Origin of the sequence: Butyrivibrio sp. WCE2006, assembly GCF_000701985.1 — a bacterium.
Lineage (GTDB): Bacteria > Bacillota > Clostridia > Lachnospirales > Lachnospiraceae > Butyrivibrio.
Window position 1 is genome coordinate 370,875 of sequence record NZ_JNKH01000001.1, and the last position, 17,035, is coordinate 387,909.

At 38.4% G+C, this 17,035-nt stretch carries 16 protein-coding genes; all 16 read right to left on the reverse strand.

Going from position 1 to position 17,035, the window contains the following annotated elements:
- Position 1: 1 nt before the first annotated feature.
- The 16 genes from T501_RS01605 to T501_RS01680 all read right to left on the reverse strand — a co-directional run bounded on the left by T501_RS01605 (position 2) and on the right by T501_RS01680 (position 17,019).
- The gene (locus tag T501_RS01605; RefSeq protein WP_044912821.1) at positions 2–868 is read right to left on the reverse strand and encodes a DegV family protein; all 867 of its coding nucleotides are present in this window, start codon (positions 866–868) and stop codon (positions 2–4) included.
- 66 nt (positions 869–934) lie between these two features.
- Positions 935–3,001 (reverse strand): ATP-dependent DNA helicase RecG, encoded by a 2,067-nt coding sequence (gene recG / locus T501_RS01610; RefSeq protein ID WP_044912823.1) that lies wholly within the window; start codon positions 2,999–3,001, stop codon positions 935–937.
- A 1-nt stretch (position 3,002) separates the two neighbouring features.
- Positions 3,003–4,775, reverse strand: a complete 1,773-nt coding sequence (locus tag T501_RS01615; RefSeq protein ID WP_044912825.1) for a DAK2 domain-containing protein — start codon at positions 4,773–4,775, stop codon at positions 3,003–3,005.
- Between the two features lie 15 nt (positions 4,776–4,790).
- Positions 4,791–5,153 carry an Asp23/Gls24 family envelope stress response protein gene (locus T501_RS01620; RefSeq protein WP_026509266.1) on the reverse strand — a complete coding sequence of 121 codons (363 nt, stop codon included), beginning with the start codon at positions 5,151–5,153 and terminating at the stop codon, positions 4,791–4,793.
- Between the two features lie 153 nt (positions 5,154–5,306).
- Positions 5,307–5,492 (reverse strand): 50S ribosomal protein L28, encoded by a 186-nt coding sequence (gene rpmB, locus T501_RS01625; protein ID WP_026509265.1) that lies wholly within the window; start codon positions 5,490–5,492, stop codon positions 5,307–5,309.
- Between the two features lie 199 nt (positions 5,493–5,691).
- Positions 5,692–6,225, reverse strand: a complete 534-nt coding sequence (locus T501_RS01630) for a J domain-containing protein (RefSeq protein WP_044912827.1) — start codon at positions 6,223–6,225, stop codon at positions 5,692–5,694.
- 87 nt (positions 6,226–6,312) lie between these two features.
- Positions 6,313–6,705 carry a GerW family sporulation protein gene (locus T501_RS01635; protein WP_044912829.1) on the reverse strand — a complete coding sequence of 131 codons (393 nt, stop codon included), beginning with the start codon at positions 6,703–6,705 and terminating at the stop codon, positions 6,313–6,315.
- A gap of 17 nt (positions 6,706–6,722) precedes the next feature.
- Complete coding sequence (locus T501_RS01640; RefSeq protein ID WP_044912831.1) at positions 6,723–7,814, reverse strand: DUF2953 domain-containing protein; 1,092 nt, start codon at positions 7,812–7,814, stop codon at positions 6,723–6,725.
- Positions 7,814–8,152 (reverse strand): hypothetical protein, encoded by a 339-nt coding sequence (locus tag T501_RS01645; RefSeq protein ID WP_155831402.1) that lies wholly within the window; start codon positions 8,150–8,152, stop codon positions 7,814–7,816. Before T501_RS01645 ends, T501_RS01640 begins: the two co-directional genes overlap by 1 nt.
- 3 nt (positions 8,153–8,155) lie before the next feature.
- A complete protein-coding gene (locus tag T501_RS01650; RefSeq protein ID WP_026509261.1) occupies positions 8,156–9,580 on the reverse strand; it encodes a peptidoglycan D,D-transpeptidase FtsI family protein in 1,425 nt (474 codons plus the stop codon).
- Positions 9,567–10,919, reverse strand: coding sequence for an FtsW/RodA/SpoVE family cell cycle protein (locus T501_RS01655; protein ID WP_044912833.1), 1,353 nt, complete (start codon positions 10,917–10,919; stop codon positions 9,567–9,569). The genes T501_RS01650 and T501_RS01655 overlap by 14 nt, the downstream gene beginning before the upstream one ends.
- Positions 10,920–10,931: 12 nt before the next feature.
- The gene (locus tag T501_RS01660; RefSeq protein ID WP_044912835.1) at positions 10,932–13,328 is read right to left on the reverse strand and encodes a U32 family peptidase; all 2,397 of its coding nucleotides are present in this window, start codon (positions 13,326–13,328) and stop codon (positions 10,932–10,934) included.
- Between the two features lie 67 nt (positions 13,329–13,395).
- Positions 13,396–13,803, reverse strand: a complete 408-nt coding sequence (zapA, locus tag T501_RS01665; protein WP_029321302.1) for a cell division protein ZapA — start codon at positions 13,801–13,803, stop codon at positions 13,396–13,398.
- A 110-nt stretch (positions 13,804–13,913) separates the two neighbouring features.
- Entirely contained in the window at positions 13,914–14,951 is a 1,038-nt protein-coding gene (gene ruvB, locus T501_RS01670; RefSeq protein WP_044912836.1) for a Holliday junction branch migration DNA helicase RuvB, read from the reverse strand.
- Positions 14,952–14,975: 24 nt separating this feature from the next.
- Positions 14,976–15,596: a Holliday junction branch migration protein RuvA gene (ruvA, locus tag T501_RS01675; protein WP_026509256.1), complete on the reverse strand. Its 621-nt coding sequence runs from the start codon at positions 15,594–15,596 to the stop codon at positions 14,976–14,978.
- A 34-nt stretch (positions 15,597–15,630) separates the two neighbouring features.
- Complete coding sequence (locus tag T501_RS01680) at positions 15,631–17,019, reverse strand: GGDEF domain-containing response regulator (RefSeq protein ID WP_026509255.1); 1,389 nt, start codon at positions 17,017–17,019, stop codon at positions 15,631–15,633.
- Between the last annotated feature and the right edge of the window lie 16 nt (positions 17,020–17,035).

The following is a 17,035-nucleotide window of genomic DNA, read 5'->3' on the forward strand; positions in this document are numbered from 1 at the left end:
TTTAAATGTGTATTTTTTTTGAGCATGCAATAGCAAGAGCTCCGGGGCCAATGTGACAGGATACTACAAGAGAAAGAGGATCCATATGCATTTTGTAGCCCGGAAAAGCGGCTTCTACTTCTGCCTTGAACTCATTCGCTTTCTCTAGATCATAAGAATAAGCACCGCTCAGATGAACATCATGTGCATCTAAGCCGCCAAATCTATTCTCTATATCTGACATAGCAGCATTGATCATAATATTCTTACCCTGTGTCACAGTCCTTGCCTTTGCAAAAGCATCAAGTTTTTCACCCTGTATCTGTAAAACGGGTTTAAGCTTGAGCAAAGTTCCAAGTGCTGCAGCAGCCGGTGTTATTCTTCCGCCCTTCTTTAAGTAATAAAGCGTATCAAGCATAATATAAATACTTGACTCGAATTTTACCTCTTCAAGCTTATCCTTTATTTCCTTACCACTCATACCCTTGTCACGCATTTCAATTGCATCAAGGACAGATTGTCTCATGGTTACTGAAATGCGCTGATTATTAACAACAAAAACCTTGTTCTCATAATCTTCTGCCAACATTAAAGCAGTCTGACAGGAACTGGATAATCCACTGCTAAGTGGAATATATACTATTTCATCATAATCCTTTAACATGATGTCCCAAAGCTCTATAGTAGAACCGGGACTGGGCTGACTTGTTGAAACGTCGGCACCATCAGCAAGTTTCCTAAAAAATTCTTCCTGTGAAAGATTTATTCCCTCTAAATATTCAACACCATCAATCATAAAGGGCGTAGGCAGTACTTTTATTCCAAGAGCCTCACCCTCAGCAGGCATAATACCACTGTTAGTATCCGTTATGATTGCTACCTTAGACATTGATTTCCTCCAAGTAATTACACTATATATTGTATATTAAATCACATATTCTACTAAATTTTACTTTTATAGAGCCATAAAGTCAAATGAATTTGAGATAAGCCATTGCTTAATAGGCGCATTTTCTTCCATTACGAGGTCAGGATCCTCCAAAAGAAGCCTGTCTGCAAGGCTTGCGGCTTCCTTTATCAGTGCAGCATCCTGATAGATATCTGCTACATGAAACGACATTTCTCCGCTCTGCCTTATTCCAAATAAGTCTCCCGGACCTCTTTGCTTTAGATCTTCCTCGGCAATTCTGAATCCATCATTTGAATTATTCATGATTGAAAGTCGCTCTTTTGCTTCTTTCCTTCCGGATGTGTTTATAAAAATGCAGTAAGACTGAGCTTTTCCTCTGCCCACTCTTCCTCTTAGCTGGTGAAGCTGTGCAAGTCCGAATCTTTCAGCATTTTCAATCATCATAACGGTTGCATTTGGAACATTTATTCCGACCTCAATTACTGTTGTTGATACCAGAACATCTATCAGTCCATTTGAAAAATCCTCCATTACAGAATCCTTTTCAGAAGGCTTCATTTTTCCATGTAATGTCGCAACATGTACATCTGAAGGCAAAGCCTTTATCAGCTTTTCTGTATAGTCAGATACGTTCTCTACACCGTCCATTTCACCTTCTTCAATCATAGGACATATGACATACGCCTGATGCCCCTGTTTTACCTGGTCATATATAAATTTATATGCCGTGGGACGGTATTCAGTTCCTACTACGCAGTTTTTTATGGGAATTCTGCCCATAGGCATCTCGTCAAGGACAGAAATATGCAGATCTCCGTACAGTATGATAGCCAGCGTTCTGGGTATCGGAGTAGCACTCATTGCGAGAATATGAGTATTCATACCTTTATCAGAAAGCTTTTCTCTCTGCAAAACGCCAAATCTGTGCTGCTCATCAGTAATTACAAGAGCTAACTCTTTATAATTCACCTTTTCCTGAATTAGCGCATTTGTACCGACGATACAATTAAAACTGCCATTCTCAATTCCTTCAAGAGCAAGCCTCTTTTCTTTTGCGGTCAGCGCTCCCACAAGAAGTACCGGTCTGATGGGAAGCTCATACTTTTCAGCCATTTCCAGGAAGCCTTCATAATGCTGTCTGGCAAGAACTTCAGTAGGTGCCATAATAGCTCCCTGATATCCGTTTTCAGCAGTAAAAAGAAGCGATAAAAATGCAAGTATAGTCTTACCGGAACCCACATCACCCTGTATCAGTCTGTTCATTATATGAGGTCCTCGAAGGTCTGATTTTATCTCATTCCAGATTGTAAGCTGTTTACCTGTAAGCTTATATGGAAGTTGTTCAATCAGGGAATCAGAAGCTTTTGATGATTCGTAAGAATAATCGTTAATGGATTGTTCTTCTTCTCTTTTCAGGAATCTCAGTCTTAATATAAACTCAAGAATCTCGTTAAATGCAATTCTTTTTCTGGCAATCCTGTATTCATCAGTATTCAGAGGAAAATGTATTTTCCGTACAGCCTCTGAATAATCAAGAAGCCCAAGCTGTCTTTTAATATATGTCGGAAGCATCTCCTCAAGATATGGCGTCATATTTATAGCCTGCTTCATCACCTTTATTACAAGCTGGTTGGAGAGCCCCTTAACCAAAGGATATTTTGGCTGCATTGAGCCCATTATCTCAAGATAATCCTCTGTCTTATACATCTTGGGCTGTTCCATTACAAAGCCTCTGCCTTTTCGTTGAACAATACCTCTGAAAACATAATGATGTCCGGGTTTAATATTGTTTCTCATAAAAGGCATATTGAAGTAAGTAATGTTTATATCTCCTGTGGTATCAGAAGCTTTAAATGTAAGAATGCTCAAATTTCTTACATGTTTAAGGGCAATATTAGATGAAGGAACTACTCTTATGGCACTTACATCACCTTCATGCAGATCGGATACATTTTGTATCTCTTTGCATATGTCATAATCACGAGGAAAATATCCAAGAAGATCCTCAATACTTTTTATTCCGCACTTTTCAAAAAGGGCGCTGCTTTTATCGCCAACGCCCTTTAAAGAAGATACATTTTCAATTAGTGATGGATTTTTCTTACCCGTCATTTTACTCCGCACTCACAATATAATAGTAAATCGGTTGTCCGCCATACTGAACTTCAACGTCACAGTTAGGGAATTTAGCAACAATACGCTCACTGAGTGTATTTGCTTCATCTTCCTTAATATCTGATCCGTAATAAAGGCTGATAAGTTCAGTAGAATCGTCGGCAATCTTGTTGATCATCATCTCGGTAACATCATCAATGTCACCACCAACGCCAAGTATTCCGGTATCACCAATTCCCATATAGTCGCCCTGCTTGATTGTTACATCATCAATCATTGTGTCTCGGACAGCATAGGTAATTTCACCTGACTTAACTGAAGCTATTGCTTCAATCATTCCCTCTTCATTTTCCTGTGCTGAAGCGCCGGGAATAAAGTTAATGGCAGCTGTAATACCCTGAGGAACTGTCTTAGTGGGAATAACAATAATCTTCTTATCCCCTTCCTTATCATCCATCATTATCTTCGCCTGGTTAGCGGCAAGTATAATGTTCTTATTATTTGGAAGCACAAAAACCGTATCAGCATCAACTTTAGAAGCAGCATCAAGAATATCGGCAGTGCTGGGATTCATTGTCTGGCCGCCTTCAATAACGTAGTCAACACCAAGACCTCTGAAAATCTCTGCAAGTCCTTCGCCTGCACAAACAGCTACAAAACCTATTTCCTTATGCTCAGCATTTACATACTTGGGTTCTTCTGCTTTAGAAGCTTCACCTTTAAGAGGAATATCATCATCCTTACTGTATGTAGGTGTTGATTCTGCAGCACCGTTAATCTCAGTTTCTATCTCAGCATAAACACCGCTTTCTGTCTCGTGGAAAAGCTTCTCACGATGTTCCATGCGCATGTTGTCAATCTTCATGTTAGAAAGCTGACCATACATTAAAGCTCTCTGGATAGCAAGTCCGGGATCATTTGAATGAACATGTACTTTACAGATTTCATCATCTGCCACCATTACAATGCTGTCACCGATAGACTCAAGGAAACTCTTAAAATCAATCTCCTGCTTTACATTTAAAGGCTTATTAAGAAGAACAATAAATTCAGTACAATAGCCAAACTTAATATCTACTTCAGCATCAGCCTTGGCGTTCTTCGGAACAGGTGTAGCTGCAGCCTCATCTATACTGTAATCAATTTCCTTTCCGAGAAATGCATCAAGGGCTCCCTTAAGAACCTGCATGAGACCCTGTCCGCCTGAATCTACAACACCTGCCTGTTTTAAAACAGGAAGCATTTCAGGAGTTTTTGAAAGGACAACATCACCATACTTAATTGTTTCTTCAAAGAAAACAGCTAAATCCTCGGTACCTTCCTTCGAAAGCTCCATAGCCTTCTCAGCAACTCCCTTGGCAACAGTAAGAATTGTTCCTTCCTTGGGCTTCATAACTGCCTTATATGCTGTCTCAACAGCTTTACCAAAAGCATCTGCAATAATCGGAACATTAAGCTCATCATAGTCACGGACGCCTTTTGTAAAGCCTCTTAAAAGCTGTGAAAGAATAACGCCGGAGTTACCTCTTGCGCCTCTCATCGCACCAGAATAAATATTCTTGCAAAGAACACCCATATCTACATCTTCGGGAAGTGCTTTTACATCCTTAGCTGCAGACATGATTGTCATTGTCATATTTGTACCTGTGTCTCCGTCCGGAACAGGAAATACGTTAAGCTCATTTATCCATTCTTTTTTTGCATTAAGATTACTTGCGCCGGCAAGAAACATCTTCTTCACGTCTGACGCATTTATAGTGTTACTCAAAATTCTACCTCCTTGACCTTAGTCGATGACGCGAACGCCCTCAACGAAGATATTTATCTTCTCTATTTCAAGGCCGGTGAATTCCTCAACCTTGTATTTTACATTATCTATAAGATTATCCGTTACAGCTGAAATGCTCACACCGTAAGCAATTATTACATGAAAATCTAATGTAAGCTTTCGATTAGATCCGACAGTTACATTAATACCTCTCTTGATATTGTCTTTTTTTAACAGACTAACAAGACCCTCAGCCATATTAACATTAGCCATTCCGACGATACCGAAGCATTCATTGGCAACAGCTCCTGCATACTGAGCAATTACTTCATTATCAATAGCGATACTTCCCATATGGGTATTCATTGAAGTAGACTTCATACTGCACCTCCATTAAAGCATATAAAAAGATTATAAACTAAGCGGATAAAAAAATGAAGCAAAATAAGAATTTCGAAGAAATTTCATATAAGATAAAAAAAGGATTCACTTGCGTGAATCCTTTAATTAAATACAAACTTCAATGAAATAAGATTAAGCACGCTCAACCTTTTTGGATCTGAGGCAGCTTGTACAAACATTCATTCTCTGTGTTCCGCCATTAACTTTAACAGCAACCTTATGTACGTTAGCATTCCAGATTCTATTGCTCTTTCTATGGGAATGGCTTACGTTGTTACCGAAATGAACGCTTTTGCCGCAAACTTCACACTTAGCCACTTTGACACCTCCTTATAAGCCATATTTGTTAATAAACAGTTGCTACTGAGTTATTTAAAACTCATAAAACATTATAATCATAATAAATATTCGCAACATCAAAGATAATAGCAGAAATGTTAAGTGATTGCAAGTGAAAATTCAACATTTACAAAAAAGTAATAATTTTTACTAAATATCTTTACTGCCACCCCGTAATTCAGGCCTTCATATATGCATCAAACTGTCTGAGGAGTACATTATATTCCTCATTTATAATATCGCAGAGCTTATGGTCTCCACACAGGTTATCGGGATGATAAATCTTCATAAGATCACGGTATCTTTTTTTCAATGCAAGAAGAGAATTAACTCCCTGGAAGAAAAATTCAGCTCTGCTGTATTCATCTTCTCTAAGATATCCCTTTTCCTGCTCAAGTTTTTTTCTTTCTCTTTCGAGTTTCTTCTTATCGATGTTAAGCTTATCAAAGCCCTCTTTAAGAATCTCAATCTGTTGATCAAACAGAGCCTTGTCATCCTGTAGCTTTTGTTTGTCGTGCTCAAGGCGACTTCTCTCAAACTGAAATCTGTCGCGGAATTTTTTCATCTCTGCTTCGATCTCAGCCACTTTACGATCAACAGCCATTTGTTCCTGTTCAAGTCTCTGGCTCTCTTTATAAATCCATAGCTTCATTTCAAAGAGCTCTTCCTCGGTTGCCTTGTCAATTCTTTCTTCACTAATGAACTTTTCCATACGGAACCCCCTATACCGTACAAAATTATATGAGAATATTTACAGCAGCTTTTGCTGGACTGTTCCCATATGCCTTACAAAATTAACTCAGGTCTCATCTTCAGGAAAGGCAATATCTACAGCGCTGTCATCATCCATCATGTCATTGCCACGATTCAAGAAACGATCAGCAATATCCGGAACAAGATCAAGTACTTTGGTTACAGCATCCTGATTCTTGATATTAACCAGCTTCGTCTGTCCGTTTTTAATTACAAGAACTGCGCTAGGTGACATCTTGGCAGCAAAGCCACCGGCTCCGGAATTCTTTTTATCGGCATCACTGGCACCTGCCCCTACCCCAAAGGAAACATCTACCAGCGGAACAATTACGGTATCTCCAACCTGAGTGGGTTCACCAACTACAGTCTTAGCTCCCATAATAGTATTCATGCCATTCATTAGAGAATCCACAACGGAATTAAACTTTGAATCTCCCATAAAAAAGCTCTCCCCAACTATGAATTGATAATTTTGTTGAATCTTTTGATAGTTTTCTTTACATCTTTGTTAAAGTAAAGTACTGCTGCAGAAAAAACTATGGTAAAAATTGTAATTCTGCCCTTGATATGCGCTTCTCCTGCAAGGATTTTACGATCAAAATCAGGCGTAACATACACCTTATTATAAACTACAGGATATAAAACACCATAAGCGGCGAGAATATCAGCAGTTACAGTAGGATCTTCCATTCCAACGAGTAAGTTCACCTTGAATTTCTTTGGAAGAATCATCCTGATTACTCTGAATAAATGCTTTTTGGTAATTTCAAATGCACGCTTGAAAATATCATTGGATAGTGTATTTTTTACCATGTCTATCTTAGCATAAATTCTAGATATTGTATATTGGATTTTTGTGAATACATCCTGTGGTACTTTGATTATCCTGGCAATTGTCTCAAAGATTTTTTCTATAATATCAAAAAATCCCTTGTCATCATCCTCAAAATCATCTTCCGTTTCTGATTCCCGGTTATTCTCCTCATCAGTTTCTGAGGGAATATCCTCAGTAGAATCAGCTGCTTTTTCAGGTGCAGTTTCATCTGTGTTTTGGGCATCTGTCTGCTGTTCGATAGCATGTTCATTCCAAGGGACCTCAGTCTGCTGCTCGATATCATGCTCATTCTCAGATGTTTTAGCGCTTTCATCCTCAGCTTTCACTTCAGGAAGACCTTCTTCCATCTCTGTAAGCTTATCCTGATTTTCACTATTTATCTCATCTTCGAGATCATATTCCTCTAAGTCATCATTCTTTTTATTTTTCGGCGGATAGACTTTAAAACATAATACTTTAATATAAAACTCTTTTGATTCAGGATATGAAATGCCTCCGCTGATAAAATGAAGAAGCCAGCTAAATGAAGCACATGCAGAAATATTGTCTTTAAGTTTATCAGCATCTTTCTCAAGATCTGTCTCTTGTATTAAAGCATCAACCTTATAGCGTACAGGAACAAATAATATCAGCAGAATAATTAATAATGTGAGCGCCAGAATAGATCCAAGTACGATGCCTATTATCTTTAAGACAGTTAAAACAGTCCCCATCAATTATCCCCCAACGCTCCTCCAAGATAACCTTTTATATCTCCGGTCAAGCCATTCTCATTTGCTTCATCGCACAATTTTACAATGATATCCACAGCTTCCTTATAGCTTCCAGCGATTCCATAAACAAATGCAGGGTGCCGCTTATAATACTTCTGTTTAAGAACAGCACAGTGCTTTATTTCAAGCTGACCGCCTGCCATTTCGGGAGCAGTGATCACATAGATGAAAAGCTGACCTGCTCCGTGTTTTAGCTTCCACTTAACAAGTCTTGGATTTTTAATGGATTCACCTATGTATAAATTTGAATAGAATGTACAAAACCCCTTTATAGACAAAATTTACTCCCCTGATTTTTTAAAATAACAGTCGAAAACCCTCTTAGCAATCGGTACAGCATATTCGCCGCCGGAACCTGCATTCTCTACAATGATAGTAACGGCAATCTGCGGATCTTCAGCCGGTGCATACCCCGTAAACCAGGCATGTGAGTCAGAAGTGCTGTCCTTAAATTCCGCGGATCCTGTTTTACCTGCAGCAGAATAAGATAATCCCTTTAATCTGGAGGCTGTTCCGACAGTTACAACTTTTTCCATCATATTTTTAAGAAAATATGACTCATCTTTTGTCATCAGTGTTTTATATTCAGAAGGTTTAAAGTTTTCAAGCACCTTACCATCTTCCGTCACAACTTTTTCAAGAAAATAAGGCTTCATCAGTAAGCCGTCATTGGCTATAGCCATGGTGATCAGGTTCATGTGAAGCGGTGTAACCGTGGTGGCACCCTGACCAATTCCAAGCTGCATTGTATCTCCGTCACTCAAATTCTCATCGCAGGTCGCAGTTGATGAAGAATAATTCATATCCCACGGAAGATCTGCATTAAACATAAGTTCATCAAGCGTTTTGCCAAATTTAGCCCGGTCAAGCTGCAGAGCTATATTTGCATAGGATGAGTTACAGGACTTTGCAAATGAAGTCTGAAAATCGAGTGCACCGTGACTTTCTCCATGGAAACACTTAATGGTATCGTTACCTGAAACGAATTTACCGTTACAATTATAACGATAATCTAAATAATCTTCACCAAACTCCTTGTAGTATTCAAGTGATGTCAGTATTTTAAAAGTTGATCCGGGAGGATATAATCCTTGAGATACTCTGTTTAAAAGCTGAGTATTATTCTCATCAGAAGTAATGTCTTCCCAATCATTTAAAATTGTAGCAGGATCAAAGTCCGGTTTTGATACCAAAGCCAAAACCTTGCCGGTTTTAACATCTGTTACAATAATTGCTCCTTTGTGAGCCGATAAAGCTTCAAATGCAGTCTCCTGAAGATCTACATCAAGAGTGGTATATACATTATCCCCGGGGAATTTTAATTCATTCTCCTTAGCTTCTGCCTTACTTTTAAGCGTGGCATTTGAATTAATAAGATAATAATTGGCAAGATTCTCTATGCCGCTTCTTCCGTTTACCGAGAACCCTACAACATGTGAAAATACTTTTCCGAACGGATACTCTCTGGTTTCATTACCATTGGCATCAGTAACTGTCTTGGCAAGTATCTGTCCGTCGTTTGAATAAATTGTGCCTCGTGTATTCTGTGTTTTTAAAAGCTGCTGATGAGCGTTGTAACTGTTGTCAAACATTACTCTCTCATTTTTGATGGCATAAATGCAGATATAGCTTACCATCGAGATAAACAGCAGCAAAAATGCTATTCCAATAAAGATAATGGGATAAGATTTATTATCGTCTTTCATTCATCTTCTCCCTCTTTCTTTTTAAATATTCCTGATAACGTTCATCAGTTCTTACAAGACATTCGCCCTCTACAAATGCAAACATGATTATCGTAACCATTACTGAGGTTCCACCATAGCTTACAAGTGGCAAAGTAACACCTGTCAGAGGAATGAATTTTGAATCGCCGCCTACCGTAAGGAAGACCTGGAAGATGTACATAACGCCCATTCCTACGCATAATAATCTTCCGAAAATACTTTTTATCTTATATCCTTCCAGAAGTATCATAAGAAAGGTTGACATACACACAGCAACAAGACATGATGCAAAAACAATACCAAGTTCCTCAGCTATGGCAGCAAACATGAAATCTTCTTCAACATATGGAATGGAAGTAGGTGTACCTCCATAAAGACCTAGTCCCCATAAACTGCCGCCACTTATTGCAAAAAGTGACTGGGTAATCTGATATCCTGTTGCATCTATATCTATCCAGGGGTCTCTCCAGGCAGCAACTCTTTGCTGTATGTGCGGAAAAAGCCTGTAAGCTATTACACTTGCAGCTGTTCCTGCACCAAGTCCTGCAATCATATAAAGGGGCTGGTTTGTAGCAACAAACAACATGCAGATGTACACTACAAAGAACAGCAGAGCACTTCCAAGATCCTTTAATAATACCAGTATGATCACATGCATAGCCGCTATTGCAGAGACCAAAACTACTGTTTTAAAATCTTTTTTTCTTGAAAGTATTGATGCAATAAAAAATACAAATATAAGTTTAACCAATTCCTGAGGCTGGAAAGACAGTCCCGCAATCCTGAAATTTATCTTTGAACCATTGGCAACAGAACCATATATCAAAAGAATGGCAAGTACTGCAATACCTATCCCTGCAAAAATCCATCCGCCTCTCTCAAGAAATGCCATTCTAAAAATGATTTCAGGTATTATAAATGCAATAACAATTGAAGCACATGCTATAAGGAACTGTCGTATACCTTTACCATAGGATATTCTTGTTATCATAATCATGCCTACCATAAGAAGCATACACATATTATTAATAATTAGCCTGTTCCCATCAGGATATACCAGTCTGAATAGCGAAATGGTACTTATAAGTACCAGTGACTGAATCATGAGCAGAAAGAAATATCTCTTTGATCCCGTCTGTGCAATGATTTGAATAAAACACGCAAACTGAGTCGCAAAGAGCGAAACAGTCTGCAGAAAATAAATCCACCTTCTTCTGCGTTCTCCTTTATATATGAATACAAGAAAGCTGAAAAAGGCGTAAACAGCCATACCTCCTGCTATCACATATTTTGATATTTCAGTTAAGTATAATTCCATAAATACTGCACCTTAATCGGCGCTCCTCTCAAAATGTCCTGTCGTGTAATCCTGTTTTGATAATATATAATCAAATTCAGAACTTTTCTTATCTGTGTGATTATAAAAAATACCATTGTAGGCATTCAAAATCTCACTGACTTCTTTTTCATTCTCAGTGGTGAAATCGATCCTGTATAAAATATTATATTTATCAGAAAATCTTCTGATTTTCTTAGTCTTCTTGAATAAAGATACAGGAACGCTGTTCCAGATAATATTCATACAGTGCTGACAGTCATAGGTAACAGGAAGTGTTCTTCCGGTCCTGTCCACAAGATTGGTCATACCGTAGTCTGAAAGCCTGCCTCTATTACCACTACAGCCCTCCAAAGTATTTTTAACACAGCCGGCTGTCAGCATCATTGGTACTCTTCCGTAAACCATCAGTCCGGCTTCCGGAATTAAAGAGTAATCGCATTCACCTTCTGATCCATTATAAAGTGAATCAAGGAATTCATTCATCTCATGTAAACTAAGCTCCAAGGGCAAATTGAACGCCTTCAGAACATCATCGCCGCATAACTCCTTATAAAGCAAAAGCGCTTCATGATTCCAGATATAAAGACCATAATCAAGAACAACTTTTCCTTTATATCCGGATTCTTTAATTACATATAGCTCTTCCAGATTACGTACAAGAACACCTGTCAAATTAAGATCATCAGCTTTATTCAGTATCTCTCTTATTTCTTTATGACCATCAAAAAAGCTTTCATTTCTGATAATATACGGAAGTGAAACATAAATACTTACGTTTGAAGGTATGTCTTTTAGTTCATTTGAATCAAATTCTATAATCCTGCTATCTGCGTATATTCTTAAACTTTTATCTGTTCCGGATGCGTGTTTAAAAACACTCGTAAGCTGGGCATTATTCATTACTGAAACAGCAAAAATATCTCTGTCTGAATCCGTATCATCTGTGAGATCCTGTCGATTCATGAGCTCTTTATTATCATGAGAATTTATGTCATTTTCATCAGAACCGGCAGACAAAGTGCCCTCTGATGATTCACAAACACCGTTTGCTTTCTGATTATTTATTATAGCATTTAACAGGGCTTCACATGCATTTCTTCTTAATTCGTTTAAAGATTTATTTGCTGCAAATATTCCTTTATCATCAATATCCAATGAAATATCTTTAAGCTCAAACCAGGTATTACCAAATTTAGAAAGCTGTTTTGTAATGTCATCTTCTGACATAGGTTTTTTTAATGCTTCCTGAACTATATCTCCGGTTTTTGTCACACTGATTTTACTTTCTGATATTGAACCATCTGTTTCAATGGTTATAGTTGCAGGCTCACCCACAAAAAATCTTCCGGTGAGATTTACATTGATTTTTTTCTCTCCGGTGAGATATTTTTCACGTATCGTATTTAATACGTTTTCATCAGATCCATTGTATGCAGGATTATCAATAGTCACCATATCCTTGCTGTTGTGTCTGAAATAATATCCCTCACCTATTTCTGAACGCAGATATAAAGCTGACAATATTTTCTTATCAGCTTCTGAAGCATCCAATTTGATTTTCCCTTTCTCAAAACTGTCAGATTCTGCCAGTTCATAATATCTGTCTATATATTTTCTGTACACAGAGGTGACACCTGCTGCGTATTCTGGCTTTTTCATGCGACCTTCAATTTTGAAGGAATCGATTCCCGCCTCTATAAGCTCAGGAATTCGATCAACCATACACATATCCTTTAGACTCAAAGGATAACATTCTCTTTTGCCGCTCTTATATGGAAGTCTGCAGGGCTGTGCACAACGTCCTCTGTTTCCGCTACGCTCGCCTACCATACTGGAAAACAGACATGCACCTGAATAGCAGTAACACATTGCGCCATGAATAAATGCCTCTATTTCAACGCTTTCACCATTACTGAATTTACAGTTATTATGAATATTTTCAATTTCAGATAAAGACAGCTCTCTTGCAGGTACAATACGCTTTGCACCAAGTTCCATCAAGTGCTTTGCACCGCCTTCACCTGTTATCGTCATCTGAGTACTTACATGAAGCTCAACCCAGGGGAACATTTCACGTATCATCCTGAATACGCCAAAATCCTGAATTATTGCTCCATCAAGTCCAGCCATAGCGAAGGGTTCAAAAAACTCTTTAAAGGCAGGAATTTCATTTTCCTTTAAAAGAGTGTTAACTGTAAGATATATCTTTTTCCCATGCAAATGCGCATATTGTATAGCCTTTATAACTTCTTCATTAGTAAAATTATCAGCAAAGGCTCTTGCTCCGAACCCCTGCCCTCCAAGATAAACAGCATCTGCACCTGCATTAAATGCTCCTACCATCGTTTCATAATTACCGGCGGGAGCTAATAATTCAACTTTACGCATATATAAAAACCTCGCTTAATGCGCTTCTAAAACAAGTATAAAGGCTGCCATACAGGCAGCCCAACAATTACTTTTTCAGAGATTTAAGCTCTGTCTCCATCTGAATAATCTTTCTTGAATCCTCTGTTATATCAGATTGAAGATTCTTAACATTTTTTTCTGTATTTTCAAGCTTTATCTGTGTAGCAATAAGCTCGTGCTTAATATCATAAAGCTCTTTTTCCTTATCGCTGAGCTGACCTTCAAGCATTTCAACCTGCTTCTTTGCTTTGAAATAATCATCAGCAATATTCAGCTGCAATAATACATTCTGGGTATCAAGAGGCTGTCTCTTAAATCCATCCATTTTATTATAATCTGCAATTTTATTATTTATATAAGAGGCAACCTTTTGAAGATATTCCTCACTCTCGTATCCGCTCAGAGTAAATACCTTTCCACCAATGATTACCTCGGTATCAGTCTTAGAAGCCATAATTATCCTCCCCATATCAAAACTTAAAAGTATTTATCCAAATTATATACTTTAGGCATATACATTATCAATAGTATAGCGCGATATTTTTTCAAAACAGCACTACTACATCATGTATCTGCAAGTTCTGAAAGCCCAAGATGTTCATATGCAAGAGAGGTAACAACTCTTCCTCTCGGAGTCCTGTTTATAAGACCGTTTTTAAGAAGATATGGCTCATATACATCCTCTATTGTGCCCGCGTCCTCGCCAATAGAAGCAGCAAGAGTCTCAAGACCTGCGGGTCCTCCCGCGAACTTTTCAATCAAAGTAAGAAGAAGTGTCCTATCGTTATGATCAAGTCCGAGCTTATCTACATCCATTAGATCCAGAGCTGTTTTTGCAACATTCTCTGTTATTACGCCGTCATATCTCACCTGAGCATAATCTCTTACTCTTTTCAAAATTCTGTTGGCAATTCTGGGCGTCCCCCTGCTTCTTCTTGCCATTTCCCTTGCGCCGCCATCCTCTGTCTCTACACCTAGCACAGTAGCTGACTGCATAATGATCTGCATAAGCTCTTCCGTCTCGTAGAATTCCATCTTATAGAGCATTCCGAATCTGTCTCGCAGTGGAGCAGAAAGCATACCTGCTCTTGTGGTAGCACCTATAAGTGTAAAATGAGGAAGATCAAGTCTTATTGATCTTGCTGTCGGGCCTTTGCCTATTATGATATCGATTTTATAATCCTCCATAGCAGGATAAAGGACTTCCTCCACCTGTCTGTTCAACCTGTGGATTTCGTCAATAAATAAAACATCACCTTCTTTGAGGTTATTTAAAATTGCTGCGATGTCACCGGGCTTTTCAATTGCAGGTCCGCTTGTAACCTTACAGTGAACTCCCATCTCTGCTGCAATAATTTCAGCAAGAGTGGTTTTACCAAGTCCGGGCGGTCCGTACAACAAAATATGATCAAGGCTCTGACCTCTTTTTTTTGCTGCTTCAATTGATACATTAAGATTTTCTTTGATTTTAGCCTGACCTATGTAATCTTTTAATCTCTTAGGCCTCAGTGACCCTTCTATTTTTTTATCTTCATCAAGAACCTTTGCATTTATAGCTCCGTTACCCCGCTCTGCAGTAGTTCTTATTGTCCTTTTTTCCATAACTCCACCACTTTATTTAAAAATTCAGATAAGTTCTTTCAAAGCAAGCTTCAAAATAGCTTCCGTATCATCCCCGTCTGCATCCCCCTTAGCGATAACTGCTCTTACTGCCTTTGATGCTTCTGATAAAGCATATCCAAGACTTACAAGAGCTTCAACGGCTTCATTTGCAGGCGTATCCTCAGTAGTCAGAGCAGACATGTTTTCTGCACTGCCACCTGCCTTACCACTGATAATATCATCATTTGAAATCTTATCCTTTAGCTCAAGAACCAGTCTTTCAGCAGTCTTCTTGCCTACTCCGGGGGCTTTACTTATCGATTTCGAATCTCCGGAAAGAATCGCAAATCTAAGATCATCCGGAGTCATAACAGATAGTATTGCCTGCCCTCCCTTAGGTCCTATTCCGCTGACACTTATAAGTAGTTTAAAAAAATCCAGTTCATCCCGCGTAAGAAATCCATACAGATTCATGGCATCTTCGCGAACACTCATATATGTGTAAAGCTTTACGCTTTCACCTTTACCGGGCAATCTGTCTGCAGTATAAGCGGAGATATTGACATTATAACCAATACCTCCGACATCGATAACAGCAAGCAGATCTCTTTTTTCATCAAGTATTCCATTTACAAAAGCAATCATTTAAAGAGCTCCAATTAAATTTATTTTTTGGGATTTATTCATCCGATGAGTCATTTATACGTCTGTTACCATCTTTATCGTCCTCAGACTGTATGTTCTCCGACTCATAAGATATACTTACCTTTTTTGAAAAATCAAGTTCATTCCAGGATGTCATGATTCTGGATATAACATTATCTATATCCGTCTCATTTATACCCGGAAGGAATAAAAAGAACTGATTAATTCCGTTTTGCATCATAACATCACTTTTTCTTAGTGAATTGGAAATAAGAGTACCAAATCTCTTCATATACTCTGTAAATTCCATCTGACTTACATTACTATTCGCAGGTGTAGCCTTAAAAAGCACCCTGTAAGCAGTGCCATGATAACTTCTGATATATCTTAACATATATCTGTAAATGTGACTGAAGGCATCCTGACCGACCCACATAGCACTGTTATAGGTCTCATTCTCTTTTAAAGCATTGCTGATCTGATCAATCTCATCCTTCGAAGCGGAATCATATGTAACAATCTGCTCCATTGAATCAGCAAATATATTATAACCATGTTTTCCGTTTTGTTTAACATGATAAAGGGCCGTGTCGGCTTTTCTGAAAAGAATTTCGTAATTCCTTCCATCAGTCGGTACGAACGCAACACCACTGGATACGCCTACAGAAAAAGGCAGCAAAGTCGTAGAAAACTTATTCATGATTTCTTTTAACTGCTTGTTTATACGCTTATTAAGCGAGTTAATCCCGGACTCAGCTTTAAAGTTTTTCAAAAATACGATAAACTCATCTCCGCCAATTCGTCCGACTATATCCTTTTCACGAATATTGGTGGATATGACTTCAGAAAACAGCTTAAGAAGCTTATCACCTGTATCATGGCCATAGAGATCGTTTACCATTTTGAAATTGTCTATGTCAAGGATCATCAGTGCGCCATTTTCTTTTTGACAGACTTCAGTAAGCTTTGCATTTACTGCAGATTTATTGAGAAAACCCGTAAGACCATCAATGGTGGCATCATTAATGAGCTCACGTATCCGTGCGCGATTCTCAATAACATTCATGATCCTTTTAAGGAGAACATCTTCTCTAAGGGGCTTGCGTATAAAATCAGCTGCGCCAAGTCCCAATGCTCTGATCTCAGCATCCTCATCTTCATCCGAAGTAAGAAATATTACCGGTGTCTCTTCATCGCCCCAGTCCTTCTCCAATTGACGAAGTCTCTTAAAAGTTTCATATCCATCCATATGTGGCATCAAAATATCAAGAAGAATAAGATCAGGCTTATTGTTCCTAATATGAGCAAGAAGCTTTTCTCCTGATTTTATGGCTGTGACTCTTATATTATTTTTGCTAAGTATATTACCTGCTGCAAGCAGATTGGTCATGTCATCATCAACTACAAAAACCCAGCCGGCCATTAATGTAACCTCCGAA